At 34.8% G+C, this 18516-nt stretch carries 15 protein-coding genes and 1 tRNA gene; 11 read left to right on the top strand and 5 right to left on the bottom strand.

The window, feature by feature from the left end; translation table 11 throughout:
• Positions 1 to 153 precede the first annotated feature (153 nt).
• Positions 154 to 978: a universal stress protein gene (locus ACIQ2J_RS07850; protein ID WP_396168297.1), complete on the top strand. Its 825-nt coding sequence runs from the start codon at positions 154 to 156 to the stop codon at positions 976 to 978.
• A 112-nt stretch (positions 979 to 1090) separates the two neighbouring features.
• On the opposite strand, the gene ACIQ2J_RS07845 is transcribed toward ACIQ2J_RS07850, so the two are convergent.
• Positions 1091 to 1161, bottom strand: a tRNA-Gln gene (locus tag ACIQ2J_RS07845).
• A 270-nt stretch (positions 1162 to 1431) separates the two neighbouring features.
• Between ACIQ2J_RS07845 and ACIQ2J_RS07840 the strand changes: the two genes are divergently transcribed.
• Both ACIQ2J_RS07840 and ACIQ2J_RS07835 read left to right on the top strand, forming a co-directional pair.
• Positions 1432 to 4632 carry a protein O-mannosyl-transferase family gene (locus tag ACIQ2J_RS07840; protein ID WP_396168295.1) on the top strand — a complete coding sequence of 1067 codons (3201 nt, stop codon included), beginning with the start codon at positions 1432 to 1434 and terminating at the stop codon, positions 4630 to 4632.
• Between the two features lie 71 nt (positions 4633 to 4703).
• Positions 4704 to 5342: a polysaccharide deacetylase family protein gene (locus ACIQ2J_RS07835; RefSeq protein WP_396168293.1), complete on the top strand. Its 639-nt coding sequence runs from the start codon at positions 4704 to 4706 to the stop codon at positions 5340 to 5342.
• A gap of 27 nt (positions 5343 to 5369) precedes the next feature.
• Here the strand turns inward: ACIQ2J_RS07835 and ACIQ2J_RS07830 are convergent, their stop codons facing one another.
• Together ACIQ2J_RS07830 and ACIQ2J_RS07825 are read right to left on the bottom strand one after the other, a co-directional pair.
• Positions 5370 to 5666 carry a thioredoxin family protein gene (locus ACIQ2J_RS07830; RefSeq protein ID WP_396168291.1) on the bottom strand — a complete coding sequence of 99 codons (297 nt, stop codon included), beginning with the start codon at positions 5664 to 5666 and terminating at the stop codon, positions 5370 to 5372.
• Positions 5667 to 5739: 73 nt separating this feature from the next.
• Positions 5740 to 6975, bottom strand: a complete 1236-nt coding sequence (locus ACIQ2J_RS07825) for a metallophosphoesterase (RefSeq protein WP_396168289.1) — start codon at positions 6973 to 6975, stop codon at positions 5740 to 5742.
• A 197-nt stretch (positions 6976 to 7172) separates the two neighbouring features.
• Here ACIQ2J_RS07825 and polA point away from each other — a divergent pair, with 197 nt between their 5' ends.
• The 4 genes from polA to ACIQ2J_RS07805 all read left to right on the top strand — a co-directional run bounded on the left by polA (position 7173) and on the right by ACIQ2J_RS07805 (position 11584).
• Entirely contained in the window at positions 7173 to 10043 is a 2871-nt protein-coding gene (gene polA / locus ACIQ2J_RS07820) for a DNA polymerase I (RefSeq protein WP_396168286.1), read from the top strand.
• Between the two features lie 60 nt (positions 10044 to 10103).
• A complete protein-coding gene (locus tag ACIQ2J_RS07815; RefSeq protein ID WP_396168284.1) occupies positions 10104 to 10373 on the top strand; it encodes a DUF4160 domain-containing protein in 270 nt (89 codons plus the stop codon).
• A gap of 5 nt (positions 10374 to 10378) precedes the next feature.
• On the top strand, positions 10379 to 10642 hold the full coding sequence (locus tag ACIQ2J_RS07810; protein WP_396168281.1) for a DUF2442 domain-containing protein: 264 nt from the start codon (positions 10379 to 10381) through the stop codon (positions 10640 to 10642).
• 204 nt (positions 10643 to 10846) lie between these two features.
• Positions 10847 to 11584 (top strand): nicotinamide mononucleotide transporter family protein, encoded by a 738-nt coding sequence (locus ACIQ2J_RS07805; protein WP_396168279.1) that lies wholly within the window; start codon positions 10847 to 10849, stop codon positions 11582 to 11584.
• Here the strand turns inward: ACIQ2J_RS07805 and ACIQ2J_RS07800 are convergent.
• Positions 11571 to 12593 (bottom strand): LacI family DNA-binding transcriptional regulator, encoded by a 1023-nt coding sequence (locus ACIQ2J_RS07800; protein WP_396168276.1) that lies wholly within the window; start codon positions 12591 to 12593, stop codon positions 11571 to 11573. The two genes, ACIQ2J_RS07805 and ACIQ2J_RS07800, sit on opposite strands and share 14 nt — an antisense overlap.
• Positions 12594 to 12868: 275 nt before the next feature.
• Here ACIQ2J_RS07800 and rplM point away from each other — a divergent pair, with 275 nt between their 5' ends.
• From rplM to tsf, 4 genes are all read left to right on the top strand, one after another.
• A complete protein-coding gene (gene rplM / locus ACIQ2J_RS07795; RefSeq protein ID WP_395063557.1) occupies positions 12869 to 13324 on the top strand; it encodes a 50S ribosomal protein L13 in 456 nt (151 codons plus the stop codon).
• A complete protein-coding gene (gene rpsI / locus ACIQ2J_RS07790; RefSeq protein WP_396168273.1) occupies positions 13324 to 13710 on the top strand; it encodes a 30S ribosomal protein S9 in 387 nt (128 codons plus the stop codon). The genes rplM and rpsI overlap by 1 nt, the downstream gene beginning before the upstream one ends.
• Positions 13711 to 13931: 221 nt before the next feature.
• The gene (rpsB, locus tag ACIQ2J_RS07785; RefSeq protein WP_396168271.1) at positions 13932 to 14804 is read left to right on the top strand and encodes a 30S ribosomal protein S2; all 873 of its coding nucleotides are present in this window, start codon (positions 13932 to 13934) and stop codon (positions 14802 to 14804) included.
• A gap of 135 nt (positions 14805 to 14939) precedes the next feature.
• A complete protein-coding gene (tsf, locus tag ACIQ2J_RS07780; protein WP_396168268.1) occupies positions 14940 to 15764 on the top strand; it encodes a translation elongation factor Ts in 825 nt (274 codons plus the stop codon).
• A gap of 545 nt (positions 15765 to 16309) precedes the next feature.
• Here the strand turns inward: tsf and ACIQ2J_RS07775 are convergent.
• Positions 16310 to 18424, bottom strand: a complete 2115-nt coding sequence (locus ACIQ2J_RS07775) for a M3 family metallopeptidase (RefSeq protein WP_396168266.1) — start codon at positions 18422 to 18424, stop codon at positions 16310 to 16312.
• Positions 18425 to 18516 lie beyond the last annotated feature (92 nt).

The following is an 18516-nucleotide window of genomic DNA, read 5'->3' as shown; positions in this document are numbered from 1 at the left end:
GAAGCATTGCTTCCCTCATTATACCATTTCTGTTTAATAATGGTGCAAATATAGAAAAAATATTTTATATTAAAACCCATCGGCTTCTATATTTTTTTCATACCTTTATGCTTTATTAAATGACAAACAACAAAATATTATCTTTTCGCAATCATGAAAAAAATTTTAATTCCAACCGACTTTTCACAAAACGCTGAATATGCTTTAAAAGTAGCTGCACAAATTGCCAAAAAAAACAATGGTGAAATCATTTTATTACACATGCTTGAATTGCCTCACCAAGGTAGTGATGCTATAGGTAGTGGTAAAGATATTCCAGAAATTATGTTTTTTAAAGACGCGGCAATTAGAAGGCTCGAAGAATTAATGGAGGAAGATTATTTAGATGGCCTTAAAGTATCGGATATTATCCAATTTGAAATGGCTTTTGACGGAATTTTAAAAATTAGTCAATTAAATAATGTGGATTTAATTGTAATGGGTTCCCATGGTGCAAGTGGCTACAAAGAAATGTTTATTGGATCCAATGCCGAAAAAGTAGTTCGTAATTCGGATGTTCCTGTACTTATTATTAAAAAAGAAGAAGGTGACTTTCAAGTAGACAATTTTGTTTTTGCTTCTGATTTTTCTGAAGAAGTGAAAAAACCATTCCAGAAAGCGGTTGAATTCGCTAACAAATTTGACGCAACCTTACACTTAGTAACTGTAAATACTCCAAATAATTTTAAATCAACTTCGGCTGCAGAAGATATTATGAGTAATTTCATTAAAGGATTTGAAATTAAAAAAGTAGCTACTCATATATATAATGAAACCAATGTTGAAAAAGGAATATTAAATTTTGCAAACAGCATTGACGCCGATTTAATTGGAATGAGCACTCACGGAAGAAAAGGTCTTTCGCACTTCTTTAATGGAAGTATCAGCGAAGATTTAGTAAACCATGCTAAACGACCAGTAGTGACTTTTAAAATCTAAAAATACACCACTTATATTAAGGAAGCTCTCAAGAAATTGGGAGCTTTTTTTGTACGAATTTTAAGAAATTATATTAAACAAAAAAGTCCTTCAAAATTTGAAGGACTTCTTGTTGGTCTACAAGGACTCGAACCTTGAAAGACTGCACCAAAAACAGTTGTGTTACCATTACACCATAGACCAATTTAACTCAACATTCATTTTCTTTAAAGCTCAGAGAACCTTATTAATGCCTGAATGCGGGTGCAAATTTAATATAAATTTCATTTAAAGCAAATATTTAATGGAATATTATTTAAAAAATATTGAAATATACTGCAAATAAACTTTTTGCGTTTGCTATTTTGGTGTTCTTCAAAATTTTAGCTAAAATCATTTTAGAAAATTTTGTTAACCCATGCTGGTTTACGCAAAAAAATAGTTTCTTTGTACTTAAATTAACTTCATTTATATATGACAACATTTGACTTTAAAAAGTGGAACAACATTACTGGTTGGGCAGCTTTTACCATAGCATTAATAACCTATTCCTTAACGGTAGAACCTACCATGAGTTTTTGGGATTGTGGTGAATATATAGCCACTGCAGCGAAATTGGAAGTTGGTCACCCTCCTGGCGCACCATTGTTTCAAATGCTTGGAGCGTTCTTTGCAATGTTTGCAGCTAGCAAAGAAACTGTTGCTTTGATGGTGAACATGATGTCAGTATTTTCTAGTGCGTTTACTATTTTGTTTTTATTCTGGTCTTCTTCTATTTTATTAAGAAAGTTAATTTCAGCTTATTCCGAAATCAACAAAGAAAACAGCATAGCAATTTTAGGAAGTTCTTTTGTAGGCGCTTTGGCCTTTACCTTTTCGGATAGTTTTTGGTTTAATGCTGTAGAAGCCGAAGTTTATGCCATGGCAACCTTATTTATAGCCCTTTTGTTTTGGCTAGGATTGCGTTGGGAACAAGAAATGCACCAACCTAGAGGCAATAGATGGCTTTTATTAATAAGCCTTGTAGTCGGTTTATCCTTTGGAGTGCACTTTATGGCATTGTTAACTATTCCTTCTATAGGATTCTTATATTTCTTTAAAAACTATAAAAAAGTTACCGTTACCAATTTCATCTTAGCTAACATTATTATTGTAGCCGTTTTACTTTTTATATTCAAACTCTTATTGCCATATACGCTAGCGTTCTTTGGAGATACAGAAATTTTCCTGGTAAACAAAATGGGCTTGCCTTTTAACTCGGGTTCTATTGTTGCATTATTAATAATAGTTGCTTTTTTCTATTTCGGATTAAAATACACCAAAGCAAAAGGGCATCCAACATTCAACACAATTATTTTATGTGTTTTATTTGTATTAATCGGATTCTCCACCTGGATGATGTTGCCTATTCGTGCCAATGCCAATACTCCTATCAACGAAAACAAACCATCGGATGCAGCCGAGGTTTTGGCTTATTATAACAGAGAACAATATGGTTCAAATCCACTATTTTACGGACCGCAATACACCGATGCATTTGCCGGATTAGACCCTAACAATCCTTACTTAGATAAAGCTCCCAACTACGAAAGAAATGACCAAACTGGGAAATATGAAATTGTAAATGAATTTAAAAACGCCGAACAAAATACCGATGATGCCCACAAAGCATTATTACCAAGGATGTGGAGCACCGATAATATTCCAGGGTACATTAACTTTACTGGAGTTCCTAAATTTACTATTAAACCAGAATATGCCGAAGAAAAAGAATTGGTAGATGTGGTTGCCGAATTCCGACAAGCGTATGCTTCTCAAAAAATAGACGACGAAGGTTATGTTTCATTCTTAAAAGCCTATGGCGATTATCTAGATGTTCAAAAACCATCTGCTTGGAGCAATTTAAGTTTTATGTTTGAATACCAATTTGGTTATATGTACGGACGCTATTTACTTTGGAATTTTGTTGGAAGACAAAACGACAACCAAGGTAGATACGACAATTTAGATGGAAATTGGATGAGTGGCATTAAATTTATTGATGAAATTCACTTGGGCTCACAAGACAACGTTAGTCCAGATGTACTAAACAATAAAGGTAGAAATTTATACTTCTTCATTCCGTTCTTCCTTGGTTTACTAGGATTGATGTACCATGCGCAAAGAGATTTAAAAAGCTTCTATGTTTTACTTGCTTTGTTTTTATTCACTGGTTTAGCCTTGAAAATATACCTTAACGAAAGACCCTTTGAACCCCGCGAGAGAGATTATGCCTTAGTTGGATCTTTTTATGTCTTCTCCATTTGGATAGGATTTGGAGTGTATGCCATTTATGAAATGCTAAAAGAAAAAATAGCGTCTAAATTAGTAGGTCCAATTGTTATTGGCGCATGCTTGTTAGCAGCTCCAGTATTAATGGCTTCTCAAAACTGGAACGACCACGATCGTTCTGGAAGATATACTGCAATTGCAATGGCCAAAAACTACCTTGCTTCTTGCGATCCAAACGGAATATTATTTACCATTGGAGATAATGATACCTTCCCGCTGTGGTATGCACAAGAAATTGAAGGCTATAGAACCGATGTGAAAATTGTAAATACTAGTTTATTAATGACCGATTGGTACATTGATCAAATGAAGATGAAAACTTATAATGCAGAAGGCTTGCCAATTTCATTCACCCACCAACAGTATGTTGCTGACAATAGAGATGCTATTGTTTTCAACAAAAAAGTAGACAGCCGTTGGAATCTTAAAGACTTTATTGCCTTTGGAAAAAGAGAAGACACTTTATCGCAAGTAGAAATGGAAAGTGGTCACCGACTTCATTTTTTCCCTACTAATAAAGTTCGTTTTCAAGTAGATAAAAATAGTGTGATTGCTAATAAAATAGTAAATCCAGCACTTAACGATTCTATTGTTCCGTTTATTGATATTGACATTAAAGGCGGTGCATTGTACAAAAACCGTTTAATAATGTTTGATATATTAAACAATAACAACTGGAAACGTCCTATTTATTTCAGCCCTGGAAGTTTTGGGGATGATGATTATTTATGGATGAAAGATTACCTTCAAATGGATGGTATGGTTTATAAATTGGTTCCAATTAAAACCAAAGTAAACGAAGACGATTATCCAGACATGGGAAGAATGGATACCGATAAAACCTATACTATCTCTATGAAATGGCAATGGGGCAATGGTGAAAGCACTAAAATTTACCACGATCCTGAAACTAGAAGAAATGCTATTTCGTATCGAACCAACTTGTCCCGATTAATGAAACAATTAATTGCCGAAGGTAAAATGGATAAAGCCAGAAATATTATTGATTTGGCGGTAACCAAAACGCCAATTGACTATTATGGTTATTACTTAACCTTAGAGCCATTTGCAACGGGTTATTATGAAATTGGAGAAAAAGAAAAAGCTCGAGAATTAATTAGTAAGTTAATGACCAAATACAAAGAAGAATTGTTGTATTTCAGCACGTTTAAATCTTCCGATCAAAGTTTTATGGCAACCGATATTGTTACAGCAATTGAACGTTACAGAAGTTTATTAGAAGTCATGAAAAAACAAGGAGACATTGACTTTTACAATAAAAGCAGAGGCGAATTTAATTCCTATAACAATAGATTTTCTCGCTTCCAAAGAGATAATGAATAACAAGAATTAAAACTATTTTAAAAGTGCCAATGATTTTATTTATTGGCACTTTTTTTATTTATTTTTGAAGCATGAAGTTACACTGGGTAAAAACACATTGGACTATTAAAAAATTATTTTCAAATTATGTTTGGGATGTTCCTAATATGGAGAATAAAGTCTACTTAACTTTCGATGATGGCCCAACACCAGAAATCACCCAATGGACTTTAAACCAACTGAAAAATTACAATGCCAAAGCAACTTTCTTTTGCATAGGAGATAATATCCGGAAATATCCGGAAGTTTTTAAAGAAGTTGTAAAGGAAGGACATTCTATTGGCAACCACACTTTCAACCATTTAAATGGATGGAAAACCAATACGCAAGACTATATTGAAAACGCAAAATTATTTGAAAAAGAATACTACAAAAGAAGTAATGAGAATTGCCAATTATTTCGTCCTCCTTTTGGAAAAATAAAACCTTCACAATCGAAAATATTGAGAAAGATGGGCTATAAAATAATTATGTGGGATGTTTTAAGCGTAGATTTTGATATAACAATAACACCCGAACAATGTTTAGAAAATGTATTGCAAAATGTAAAATCCGGGAGTATTATCGTTTTTCACGATAGTGTAAAAGCATTTGCAAACTTGGAATATGCTTTGCCAAAAACTTTAGAATTTCTGCAACAAAAAGGATTCGTTTGTGCAGAATTAACCTAACACAAACTACTTTAAGAAGTAGTTGAATTAAACTTGCTCCTGAACTAAACCAATAATGGTATTAGCATCCAGCTCACCAGATTGGCGCCAAATCATTTGACCGTCTTTGTAAATCATCAAGGTAGGAAGGCCTTTTATGCGAAGTGCCTCGGCCAATTCTTGATTTTTATCCACATCAATTTTAATTACTTTTGCTTTGTCTCCAAGGGCTGCAGCCACATCTCTAATAACAGGATGCATTGAAACAGAAGATTCATTCCACTCGGTGTAAAAGTCAATTAACACAGGGACTTGGGCATTGATAAGTTCTCCAAATTTTGACATAAAACCAAAATATTTTTATTTTCTTTAGCTAAAAAAAGAAATATTATAATACAAATGTAGCATTTTTATGTAATTATACTAAACTTTTGCCTTTTTTTAGTTCAATTACAGTAATTTCTGGCATAATTCCTACTCTTCCAGGGTAGGCATGGTAGCCAAAGCCTCTATTTACATAAATGTATTTGCCAGCTTTTTCGTACAAACCTGCCCATTGGTCGTAAACATATTGCGCAGGACTCCATTTTAAATAACCTGGAATTTCAATTCCAAATTGCAAACCGTGCGTATGCCCAGAAAGCATCAAATGAAAATTTTGTGGATGTGTATTCACTTCGGCATCCCAATGACTTGGATCGTGACTCATAACGATTTTAAAATCTTCTTTTACCAATCCATCGGATGCTTTATTCAAATCGCCGGCTTTCTTAAAGTGTTTTCCCCAATTTTCTACTCCTACTATAGCAATTTTATCGTCTCCTTTAGAAACAAAGGCATGCGCGTTCAACATCAAATTAAAACCTATTTTACCATACAAATCTTTTATTGCATGAAAATTTTCTTCTTTCTCTTTTTCCGATTTCCAATCTACGTATTCGCCATAATCATGGTTTCCTAAAACCGAAAACTTCCCGTATTTATGAGGCTTAATTCTATTGAAAGTAGCAATCCAAGGGTGCATTTCTTTGGCATGGGTATTTACGATATCGCCAGTAAACAAAATCATATCCGAGTTTTGTTCGTTCACCAAATCGATAGCGTAATTTATTTTTTCGGGATTGTCAAAACTACCGCTGTGCACATCGGATATGTGCGTTATTTTGAAACCATCAAAAGCATCTGGAAGATCCGGAAAAAATATTTGTTGGGTAATCACTTTATAATTGTATCTACCAAAAGTCATTCCGTAGATTAAAGAAGTAAACGGGATAGCGGCCAATCCTAAAGCAATTTGACTGATGAATTTTCTTCGGTCTGGCAAGAAAGAAACACCAATTGCCGGACCTGAAAAATGATTCATAGAACCTGCAAAAACTCTGAAAATATCTTCTAATAGTAAAATGAAAGTAATTATTACTTTCGGAATCAACACCAACAACAACAAGCCCATAGTAATCATGGACATTTTAGTTTGCCCTATGCTTCGGTCAAATTGGGTGAATTGATAAGCTATAAAAAGAATAACTGTTAATGAAATTGTACTATATGCTAATAAAACCCATCTAACTTTGGTAAATGTTTTCACTGCTTGAAAAGCATAAATCTCTATTATTGCAATAATTAAAAAAAAGAGCGACAAGCGAAGAACCATATAAAGAAATTTTAAGCAAAAGTAAAAAATGATTATTCTTACAAAACATAAATTTTAGTTAATCTTTATTATTATATTAATTTATTAAAAACTATTTTTGTTTCCGTTGCATAAAATTGGTTGAAAATAATTAATGCATCACTTTTTATCTCCATTTCTAATAGTTTTGGAATTCAATTACTTTTTAAATAAAAAAAATGTCACAAAAACGACTTTATCTTCTAGACGCCTACGCACTTATATTTCGCGGTTATTTTGCCTTTATAAAAAACCCGAGAATCAACTCCAAAGGAATGGATACTTCGGCCATTATGGGATTTATGAATGCCTTAATGGATGTTATCAAACGGGAGAAACCCGATCATTTAGCCGTGGCTTTTGATAAAGGTGGCAGCGATTACCGCTATGAAATGTACCAAGAATACAAAGCACATCGCGACGAAACTCCCGAAGCCATAAAAATTGCGGTGCCTTATATTCAAGAATTGTTAAAGGCAATGCACATTCCAATCATTGAAAAAGCAGGATTTGAAGCCGATGATTTAATTGGAACTTTAGCCAAACAAGCCGAAAAAGAAGATTTTAAAGTCTTTATGGTTACACCAGATAAGGATTTTGCACAATTGGTTTCCGAAAATATTTTTATGTACAAACCTGCCCGTATGGGAAATGGTATTGAAATTTGGGGAATTCCAGAAGTCTTGGCCAAATTTGAAATTGAAAGACCTGAGCAAGTGATTGATTTTCTTGGGATGATGGGTGATGCCGCCGATAATATTCCGGGACTTCCAGGAGTGGGAGAAAAAACAGCAAAGAAATTCTTAGCCGAATATGGCTCTATGGAAAATCTTTTAGCCAATACACACCAATTAAAAGGCGCCATAAAAGACAAGATTGAAGCCAATGCAGCACTAGGAATATTGTCTAAAAAATTGGCCACCATCCTACTCGATTGTCCAGTTACTTTTGATGCAACCGACTACGAATTATCCAAACCCGATGTTGAAAAAACCGATGTGTTGTTTCAAGAATTGGAATTTCGTCAAATGAAAGCCCAGTTTGATAAATTATTTGGAACAGGAAATGATTATGATGAAATTGACACGAATGGAAATGGCAATGAAAAAAGCACTGGCAATGACAATAGCAAAACGATAAAAAAAGCACCCGTAAAAAAATCAAACGAAGACCAATTTGATTTATTTGGATTTACTGATGAGGAAAGTGATGATGCAAAACCAAATTCGTTTTACGCAACATTAGAAACTACCGAACATTTTTACCAAATTATCCAAGGAGATTTACCAGTAAAATTGCTCTTGCAAAATTTAATGAATCAAACTTCCGTATGTTTTGACACCGAAACTACTGGGATTGACGCTTTGAATGCAGAATTAGTTGGAATATCCTTTTCTTATGAAAAAGGAAAAGCATTTTACGTTCCGTTTCCAGAGAACAGAGAAGAAGCACAAGTTTTAGTAGATAAATTCAAGCCGTTTTTTGAAAGCGAAAGCATTGAAAAGGTAGGTCAGAATATAAAATACGATTTAAAAATTCTTTCACATTATGGCGTTTACATCAAAGGAAAATTGTTCGACACCATGATTGCGCATTATTTAATCAACCCCGATATGCGTCATAATATGAATGTTTTATCGGAAACCTATTTGAAATATGCTCCAAAATCCATTGAAGATTTAATTGGAAAAAAAGGCAAAAACCAAAAATCGATGCGCGATATTTCTTTAGAAGAAATCAAAGAATATGCTGCAGAAGATGCCGATGTAACCTTTCAATTGAAACAAAATTTCAGTCCGATTCTCGACAAAGCCGAAACCAAAAAGTTATTTGAAGAGATCGAAATTCCGTTAATTCCCGTTTTGGCCGCCATGGAATTGGAAGGAATTAATTTGGATGTTCCGTTCTTACAATCGATGTCGGTTGAAATGGCTGCAGAAAGTAATGCCTTGGAACAAAAAATATACGAAACTGCTGGCGAAAAATTCAATTTGGCTTCTCCAAAACAATTGGGCGACGTTTTATTTGATAAAATGAAAATTGGTGGTGCCAAACAAAAGAAAACCAAAACAGGTCAATATGCCACTGGCGAAGAGATTTTATCCTATTTAGCCAACGACAATCCAATTGTAAAAGATATTCTCGACTGGCGTCAAATGGTGAAATTACAAAGCACTTACATTGACGCTTTGCCCAACCAAGTAGACAAAAATACGGGTCGCGTGCATACCGATTATATGCAAACTGTTGCTGCTACAGGACGTTTGAGTTCTAATAATCCGAACTTACAAAACATTCCAATTCGAACCGAACGAGGACGATTAATTAGAAAAGCATTTATAGCGCGCGATGAAAATTACACCTTAGTTTCTGCCGATTATTCTCAGATAGAATTGCGAATTATTGCTGCATTATCGGGAGAAGAAAACATGATTAAAGCGTTCCAACACAACGAAGACATTCACCGAAGTACTGCTGCTAAAGTGTTTAATATTCCGTTGGAAGAAGTTACTAAAGAACAACGTAGCAATGCCAAAACAGTAAATTTCGGAATCATCTATGGGGTTTCTGCCTTTGGACTTTCCAATCAAACTTCGCTTTCAAGAAAAGAAAGTGCCGAGTTAATTGATGCCTATTATGCAAGTTATCCAAAACTGAAATCCTATATGCAAGACCAAGTCGATTTTGCCAGAGAAAATGGTTATGTGCAAACGGTTTTAGGAAGACGACGTTATTTAAAAGACATAAATTCGGCGAATCAAATGGTGAAAAGTGGTGCCGAACGAAATGCAGTCAACGCACCAATTCAGGGTTCTGCTGCCGATATCATCAAGATTGCCATGATTAATATTTACAACAAATTGACTTCCGAAAACTGGAAATCCAAAATGCTATTGCAAGTACATGATGAACTTGTGTTTGATGTACACAATTCCGAATTGGAGAAAATCCAACCCATGATCAAACACGAAATGGAAAATGCTTTTAAACTAGATGTCCCTTTGGTAGTTGAAATTGGTTCTGGAAAAAACTGGTTAGAAGCGCATTAGGAAGTATTTTTTATAGATTTTAAATTATAGATTTTGTAACTTTGTTTTAAATGTAAAATTATGCCTGTAATAAGTCTGTTTTATGGTTTAATAATTTCCATGTATTATTTGGATAATAAGCAACATAATTTTCCTCATATTCATGTGAAATATAATGAATTTGAGGCCGTTTTTTCAATACCTGATGGAGATTTATTAGAAGGGAAACTACCTGCTAACAAAACCAAACTTGTAAAAGCTTGGATTGAAATTCGACAAGAAGATCTAATGGCCGACTGGAGTCTGGCTATCAAAGGAGAACCCATTTTTAAAATTGAACCTTTACGATAAAAGATATGTTTCCAAAAATAATAACTGCAATACCAAAATCTGGATATAAATTAGAGTTAGAATTTGATACTAAAATCTGGAAAGAATTCTCAGTTCTACCTTATCTCAATTACCCAGTATTTCAACCTTTGAAAGATGTTTCCTTTTTCAACCAAGTTGTCGTAAAACATGGAACAATTGTTTGGGGAAAAGAAGAAATTATAGATTTCGATCCCTATACCCTTTGGACAGAGAGTGTCGAAATATCGAAAAGCAACCTAGTCAGTTGAAAACATTTAATAAAGTATTACCTTTTCAAACAGCAGTTTACGCAATTTGTCATTCCGTAGGAATCTCATTAAATTAAAATGAAAAAGGCTTATTAATAGGCTTCTCACAAGAATGTTTTGGACTAATCGGTTTATGGTGTGTAAGTTGTCAAGAAAAATAAAGCACTGTTTTAATTTTACATATATTTGCCGAAATATTTCTCAATGGCTTTATTTTCTTTATCCCAAAAATCTATCCAAACTATTAAGGCAATTACTAATAGTCAATATCTAGATATTATAGGATTGGTAATCGTTTTGGTAGGATCGATAACTTTAGGATACCACAAAACAGAAATTCCAATACTCATTAATAGCATTACCTATACCTTTCCATTAGGTATTTTCTCCATAGTGAATGTTGGATTTTCTATGATATCCACTCGATTAGTAACCAAAAAAAATAATGTCGGGAATTTTATCGGAGCTTTAAACACCGCCTTGAGTGGCGCTATCGATTATCTTTTAGGAAATGCCGCAGCAATTTTAACCTATCCAATATCGTTTGTAGGGAATTATGTTGCGTATCGATTCTGGAAAAAGAAAAGAGTCCTCAACAGTATTGATGGAATTTTTTACAGAAATTTATTCTTAGGAATGGTACTTTCGCTTATCCTAAACTACCTCGGATTTACCTGTTTTAGTGACAAACCCATCGATTGGAAATTGTTTTTTGCTATAGCAATTCCTGCAGGAATCAGTTTTGGAGGCACATTTAACAATAGCCGAATGTACCCAGACAACTGGTTCATGTGGCAATTGTACAACCTATCTAAAATTGTACAAAGCGTTATGATTTTGAACATTGCCAACACCATTAAATATGTTTTTTACTTCTTTAATGCAATAATTGGCTACATCACTTGGAACGATGACAAAGAAAAGAATGTTATAATTTCCTAGTTGAGTCTCTTTGTCGCAACTCGGTCTTAATGACTACAGTCCTATGCGTATAATTTTCTTCTTTACTTTCTAACTTTTCGATAAGCATTTTAACAGCTTCCTCCCCTATCTCTGGTCCATGTTGACTTACGGTAGATAAACTTGGCGTCATTCGTCTAGACCAAACTCCATCGGCAAAACCAATTATCGAAAGGTCTTCTGGAATTTTCATCCCCTTCTTTAGAGCAATCTTCATCGTACTAACTGAGGTATGCTCGTCTAAAGCAAAAACACCGTCCACCAAATTGGCATCAAAAAAACCTTGAATTTTCTCGTCAAATTCCTCTATATTATCCGTAAGAATGATTAAATCTTCATTAACCTTTAATCCTTTTTGTTCAAATGCCTTATAAAACCCTTGAGATCTTAAATTCGACACACTCAATTGCTTAATAGTCGAAAACAAAGCAATATTTTTACAACCCGTATCAATTAAATGATTAGTGGCATTAATAGCACTATCAAAATCATCTACAATTACTTTATCACAATTAACTTCATCTGCAATTCTATCAAACATTACAATTGGAGTCCCTTCATTAATAATTGATTTAAAATGGTCAAATTTTTGAGCTTTCTGAGCTTCTTTAGAAATCGACAAAAGAAAACCATCAATCGTTCCGTTACTCAACATTTCCAAAACACCAATTTCTTTTTCTAAAGATTCGTTGCTAATGCACGTAATCACTTTATATCCTTTTTCATCCGCTACTTTCTCAATTCCGGTAAAAACCTTAGCAAAAAAAGAATTCAAAATATTAGGAATAATAACCCCAATAGTTTTAGTAGATCTATTTTTTAAATTCAAACCAATAATATTTGGTTTATAATTTTTAAGTTTGGCATACTCCTGCACCCTAATTTTAGTAGGATCACTTATTTCCGGACTGTCGTTCAACGCCTTTGAAACGGTAGAGACAGAAACGCCTAACTCCTTTGCAATCTGTTTTAATGTAGCTTTCGTTTTCATTTGAAAAATAAATAAGATGTAAAAATAAGAAAAAAATAATAAGAAGCGTAAGCATTAGGCATTATTTACCATCCATTTTCCTGCTTTCACTTTTAGTCTTCCACTTCGTTACAGAGCTAACCGTTCAATCAGGGCTAAACAGAAAATTACATAACTTTTGTATATATCTATAATTCAACCAAAAAGAAAAACAGAAACCTATTTGTATATATAATAAATAATTGTACTTTTGCACTCCCGTAATTGGGAATGGAATGTTTAATTAAAATAATATTATGGACGCATTAAGCTACAAAACAGTTTCTGCCAACAAAGCCACCGTTACTAAAGAGTGGATTGTTGTAGACGCTGAAGGTCATAACTTAGGTCGTTTTGCTTCTAAAGTCGCGATGCTTTTAAGAGGTAAATACAAGCCAAGTTATTCACCACACGTTGACTGTGGAGATAACGTAATTGTTATCAACTCAGAGAAAATTAATTTAACTGGAAACAAACTTGACGAAAAAACTTACATTCGTCACACAGGTTATCCAGGAGGGCAAAGAAGTTTGACTGCCAAAGTAATGCAACAAAAAAACCCTGCATTACTAGTAGAAAAAGCTGTAAAAGGAATGTTACCTAAAAATAAATTAGGTGCGCAATTATTCCGTAATTTAGATGTAAATGTTGGTACTGAGCACAAACATGGCGCTCAACAACCAAAAACCGTTAACCTTAACGACTTAAAGTAATGGGAGTTATTCACAAAATCGGTAGAAGAAAATGTGCAGTTGCACGTGTTTATGTTCAAGAAGGAACAGGTATTATTACCGTAAACAAAAAAGAATTTGCAACTTACTTCCCAACTGCTACTTTACAGTACAAAGTTTTACAACCAATGTCTATGACAGAAAATGTAAACAACTATGATGTAAAAGTAAACGTTTACGGTGGTGGTTCAACAGGACAAGCAGAAGCTGTAAGAATGGCTTTAGCAAGAGTAATGTGTGAAGTTGGCGAAGGAAACAGAGCTATCTTAAAACCAGAAGGATTACTAACAAGAGATCCAAGAATGGTAGAACGTAAAAAATTCGGTCAGAAAAAAGCACGTAAGAGATTCCAATTCTCGAAACGTTAATATTCAAAATTTATCCGAATATTTTTTCAAATACCTTTTTACAATTAAAATTGAATTTAAAACAAAGTTGTCGATATTCCTTTTCAAAAGGGAATTAGTTTAGCATCTAAATGGGTTAAAGGTTTCAGAAAAGTTTAAGAGTTTAAAATAAACTTCTAAACGAATAAACATCTAAACTAAAAAAACACATTGCTAATCAACGGAACGTAAACTATTACACAATGGCAAACAAAATTGACGTTAAAGAATTATTAGAAGCAGGTGTTCACTTTGGACACATGACTCGCAAATGGGACCCAAACATGGCTCCTTACATTTATATGGAACGTAATGGTATTCATATCATTAATCTATATAAAACTGCTGCAAAAATTGAAGAAGCTGGAGAAGCTATGAAAAAAATTGCAGCATCTGGTAGAAAAATACTTTTCGTAGCTACCAAAAAACAAGCAAAAGATATTGTTTCAGAAAAAGCATTAGCTTGTAACATGCCTTACATCACTGAAAGATGGCCTGGAGGTATGTTAACAAACTTCGTTACTATCCGTAAAGCCGTTAAAAAAATGGCTACTATTGATAGAATGAAAAAAGATGGTACTTTCATGACGCTTTCTAAAAAAGAAAGACTTCAAGTAGATCGTCTTCGTGCTAAGCTTGAGAAAAACTTAGGTTCTATCTCTGACATGTCTAGATTACCTGCTGCATTATTTGTAGTAGATATCAAAGCTGAACACATCGCAATAAAAGAAGCACAAAAATTAAACATTCCAGTTTTCGCAATGGTTGATACTAACTCTGATCCACGTGAAGTAGATTACGTTATTCCATCCAATGATGATGCTTCTAAATCAATTGATAAAATTTTAACTTTAGTTACTGATGCTGTAAAAGACGGATTGGCTAACAGAACATCTGAAAAAGACGGAGAAGAATCTCCAGAAGCGGAAGTTGTTGCTGCTCCAGAAGTTGCTGCAGTTGTAGAAGAAGTTGCTGTTGTTGCTACTGAAGAAGTTGCTGTTGCTGAGGCACCAGTTGCAGAAGTAGAAGTGGCTACAGAAGCAGAAGCTACTGAAGAAACTAAAACAGAAGAATAAATAAATTAAAATTCCAAAAGGTAAATTCCAAGTTCCAAATAATCATCAAAATTTGATGATTTATTAAAATTGGAATTTGGGATTTATTAATTGGAATTTTTACTTTTAAATTTTTAATCTTAAAATAAAAACAAAATGGCAACAATTACTGCTGCAGACGTAAATAAATTAAGAACTATCACAGGTGCAGGTATGATGGACTGCAAAAAAGCATTGGTAGAATCGGACGGAGATTTTGATTTAGCAATTGAAAACCTTAGAAAAAAAGGTCAAAAAGTTGCTGCTAACAGATCCGACAGAGAATCTACTGAAGGTGCTGCTATAGCTATTGTAAGTGCTGACAAAACCTCTGGTGTTGCTATCACATTAAATTGTGAAACTGACTTCGTTGGAAAAAACGAAGGTTTCGTAAAATTGGCTACTGAATTAGCTAACCAAGCATTAAACTATGCTACTAAAGAAGAATTTTTAGCTTCTGATTTCAACGGAATCACAGTTGCTGAAAAATTAATCGAACAAACTGGTGTAATTGGAGAAAAAATTGAAGTAGCTTCTTTCGCAAGATTGAATGGTGCTTTTATTGGATCTTACATTCACGCTGGAAACAAAATTGCTACTTTAGTTGCTCTTTCTGCTACTGTTGAAGGTGCTGAAGAAGCTTCAAGAAACGTTGCAATGCAAGCTGCTGCAATGAACCCAATTGCTTTAAACGAAGCTGGTGTTGATGCATCTATCATTGAAAAAGAAATTGAAATCGCTAAAGACCAATTGCGTCAAGAAGGAAAACCAGAAGCTATGTTAGACAATATCGCCAAAGGTAAAATCCAACGTTTTTACAAAGACAATACCTTAGTTAACCAAGATTACATTAAAGACGGTTCTATGAGCGTTGCTGCTTATGTTAAATCGGTTGATGGAGGTTTAACTGTTACTGGATTTAGTAGAGTTGCTTTAGGATAATTCCAAAGTACGAAATACAAAGTACGAAGTACTGAAATAAATATTGAACCTCGTTTCTTAATGGAAACGAGGTTTTTTGTTTTTCCTTTTTTTTGGTATGGTTTATTATAATGGAGTTTCCGTGGGTTTAACCTTTGAGATTATTTAGATACTTTGCTTTGGATGGAACGCGGATGAAACGGATGCTTTTGCAACGCGGATTAGCACGGATTTTTTACCACAAAAGGCACAAAAGTTTTTGAGGTTTTACTTATTAAAACAATAGAAAACAACAAAAGTGATTTTGGTGGGTTTATTATGTCTGGGGATTGCTTCGTGCCTAGCAAGGACAACTTGGTGGGGAAGTTTCTTAGAAATTTTGCCTCTATTCAATACCACTACTAAATAGCCCCGATAGAAATGAAAATAAAATAGGTCCCGATTTTTTTCGGGACCTATTTTATTGTAATGGATAGCGGGAATGACGTTTACTAAAATGCGCAAGCCATTCGCTTCTAATAAATAGTGTGGATAATGATGAGAATGCTTCGTTCCTCGCAATGACATTACTTAACCATTGGAAATCCTTTGGAACGCATAAGGGCGTCTACTTTGGCATCTCTACCTCGGAAAGTACGGAAGGCATCGCCTTGATCGGTGGTGTTTCCGGAGCTGAAAACGAATTTTAAAAGGCGTTTGGCTACTTCTTTGTCGTAAGGCCCTTTGGCTTCAGTGAAAGCTTCGTAGGCGTCGGTACAAATTACGTCGGCCCACAGGTAACTGTAGTATCCCGCGGAATATCCGTCGCCAGAAAAAATATGCCCAAATTGTGGGGTGCGATGGCGCATTACGATTTCGGACGGCATGTTTAACTCGGCTAAAATGGTGGTTTCAAAAGCATCTGGATTAATGGTTTTGGTTCCTTCCATGTGTAATTTCATATCGATTAAGGCACTTGAAATTAACTCAACCGTATTGAAACCTGCATTGAAATGGGATGCTTTTTCAATTTTATCCAACAAGGCTTGCGGCATTGGCTGGTTGGTTTTGTAGTGCAGTGCATAGTTTTTTAAGACTTCGGGTGTGGATAGCCAGTTTTCTAGTATTTGGGATGGGAATTCTACGTAATCTCTGGCAACATTAGTTCCTGCAAGGGTTGGATAGTTTACGTTGGAACACAAACCGTGAAGGGCATGACCAAATTCGTGGAATAAAGTGCTGGCATCGTCCCATGAAATAAGTACGGGTTCGCCTGGGGCAGCCTTGATAAAATTAGCATTATTAGAAACAATTGTTGGTACTTCGCCATTGAATTTTTCTTGGGTACGGTATTCGTTCATCCAAGCACCAGAGCGTTTTCCTTTGCGTGCATAAGGATCAAAATACCAAAGACCTACATTTTTTCCGTTGGTTTTATTAATCACATGGTATACGGTAACGTCTTCTTGGTACACCGGAACATCGGTAACTTTTACAAATTTTAGGTCGAATAATTCTCCAGCAACCCAAAACATTCCTTCGCGCAATTTGTCTAATTGCAGGTATTGTTTTACTTGGTTTTGGTCTAGATCGTATTTGTCTTTTCGAACTTTTTCAGCATAATAGCGGTAATCCCAAGGTTGGATTTTAAAGGTACCACCTTCGGCATCTACAATTTTTTGCATGTCGGCAACTTCAACTTTCACTTGTGCTACGGCAGGTTTCCAGATGTCCATCATTAATTTCATGGCATTGGCAGGATCTTTCGCCATAGTATTGGACAATTTCCAATGGGCATGGGAAGCAAATCCCATTAGTTTAGAGCGTTGTGCACGAAGGGTAAGAATTTGCGTAATTAGTGCATTGTTGTCTTGTGCGTTGCCATTATCGCCACGATTCACAAACATGCGCCATACTTTTTCGCGCAATTCTCTGTTGCTGGAATATGTAAGAAACGGCTCTACCGAAGAACGGGTGTTGGCAACGGCTCCCAAACTAGAAAGTTTGTGTTCGGTTGCACTTGCAGCGGCAGCACTTTTTAATTCGGGTGTTAAACCTGCAAGGTCGGCATCGGAAGTTATTTCGACGTATTGGTTGTTTTCTTCGGAAAGTAAATTCTGACTGAACTTGGTGAATAATCCTGCTAGTTCTTGGTTTAACAGACTTACTTTAGCCTTAGTCGCAGCGTCTAATTTGGCTCCCGCATAAACAAAATTATCGTAAACTACTTTAACCAATCGTTGTTGTTCTTTGGTTAATTTGGCTTTGTCTTTCGAATTATAAACGGCTTGAATGCGTTTAAATAATTTCGTGTTTTGGTTGATTTTATCAGATATTTCGGCCAGTTTTGGTTCCATTTCGGCTTCTATGGGCTCAAATTCGGGGCTGTTCATATTGGAACTGTAAATCCCGTAAACAGCATAAACGTTATTTAATTTTTTTCCGGTTTTTTCCAAAGCAGCAATAGTGTTTAGAAAAGTTGCAGGCTTGGTGTTATTGGCAATAGCGTTTACCTCATCCAACTTTTCTTGCATTGCAAACTCTAAAGCGGGTTTTAAATCGGAAACTTTGTATTGGTTAAAAGCAGGAACGCCACCATAATTGCCCGCCCAATCTTTTAAAAGGACATTGTCTTTACTGTTTTGTGCATTCATAGTTAGTACTGTAGTAGTAATCAAAATGGAAGTTATTATTTTTTTCATAGGTTGTTCATTTGAAAACAAATATAAGGAAAAGATTTGGGTTTTGGGTTCTGGGCTCTAGGTTTTGGGTTGTAGGTCGTAGTGTTCTATTT

Source organism: Flavobacterium sp. (genome assembly GCF_044357305.1).
In the GTDB taxonomy this organism is placed as follows: Bacteria; Bacteroidota; Bacteroidia; order Flavobacteriales; family Flavobacteriaceae; genus Flavobacterium.
This window is presented reverse-complemented; position numbering and strand designations above follow the sequence as displayed.

Excerpts from the sequence above, each read along its gene's own strand:
- ACIQ2J_RS07775 (WP_396168266.1), bottom strand. The coding sequence starts at position 18,424 with ATGAAAAAAATAATAACTTCCATTTTGATTACTACTACAGTACTAACT.
- rpsB (WP_396168271.1), top strand. The coding sequence starts at position 13,932 with ATGGCAAACAAAATTGACGTTAAAGAATTATTAGAAGCAGGTGTTCAC.
- ACIQ2J_RS07835 (WP_396168293.1), top strand. The coding sequence starts at position 4,704 with ATGAAGTTACACTGGGTAAAAACACATTGGACTATTAAAAAATTATTT.
- ACIQ2J_RS07830 (WP_396168291.1), bottom strand. The coding sequence starts at position 5,666 with ATGTCAAAATTTGGAGAACTTATCAATGCCCAAGTCCCTGTGTTAATT.
- rplM (WP_395063557.1), top strand. The coding sequence starts at position 12,869 with ATGGACGCATTAAGCTACAAAACAGTTTCTGCCAACAAAGCCACCGTT.
- ACIQ2J_RS07840 (WP_396168295.1), top strand. The coding sequence starts at position 1,432 with ATGACAACATTTGACTTTAAAAAGTGGAACAACATTACTGGTTGGGCA.
- ACIQ2J_RS07800 (WP_396168276.1), bottom strand. The coding sequence starts at position 12,593 with ATGAAAACGAAAGCTACATTAAAACAGATTGCAAAGGAGTTAGGCGTT.
- ACIQ2J_RS07850 (WP_396168297.1), top strand. The coding sequence starts at position 154 with ATGAAAAAAATTTTAATTCCAACCGACTTTTCACAAAACGCTGAATAT.
- rpsI (WP_396168273.1), top strand. The coding sequence starts at position 13,324 with ATGGGAGTTATTCACAAAATCGGTAGAAGAAAATGTGCAGTTGCACGT.
- ACIQ2J_RS07805 (WP_396168279.1), top strand. The coding sequence starts at position 10,847 with ATGGCTTTATTTTCTTTATCCCAAAAATCTATCCAAACTATTAAGGCA.
- ACIQ2J_RS07815 (WP_396168284.1), top strand. The coding sequence starts at position 10,104 with ATGCCTGTAATAAGTCTGTTTTATGGTTTAATAATTTCCATGTATTAT.
- ACIQ2J_RS07825 (WP_396168289.1), bottom strand. The coding sequence starts at position 6,975 with ATGGTTCTTCGCTTGTCGCTCTTTTTTTTAATTATTGCAATAATAGAG.
- tsf (WP_396168268.1), top strand. The coding sequence starts at position 14,940 with ATGGCAACAATTACTGCTGCAGACGTAAATAAATTAAGAACTATCACA.
- ACIQ2J_RS07810 (WP_396168281.1), top strand. The coding sequence starts at position 10,379 with ATGTTTCCAAAAATAATAACTGCAATACCAAAATCTGGATATAAATTA.
- polA (WP_396168286.1), top strand. The coding sequence starts at position 7,173 with ATGTCACAAAAACGACTTTATCTTCTAGACGCCTACGCACTTATATTT.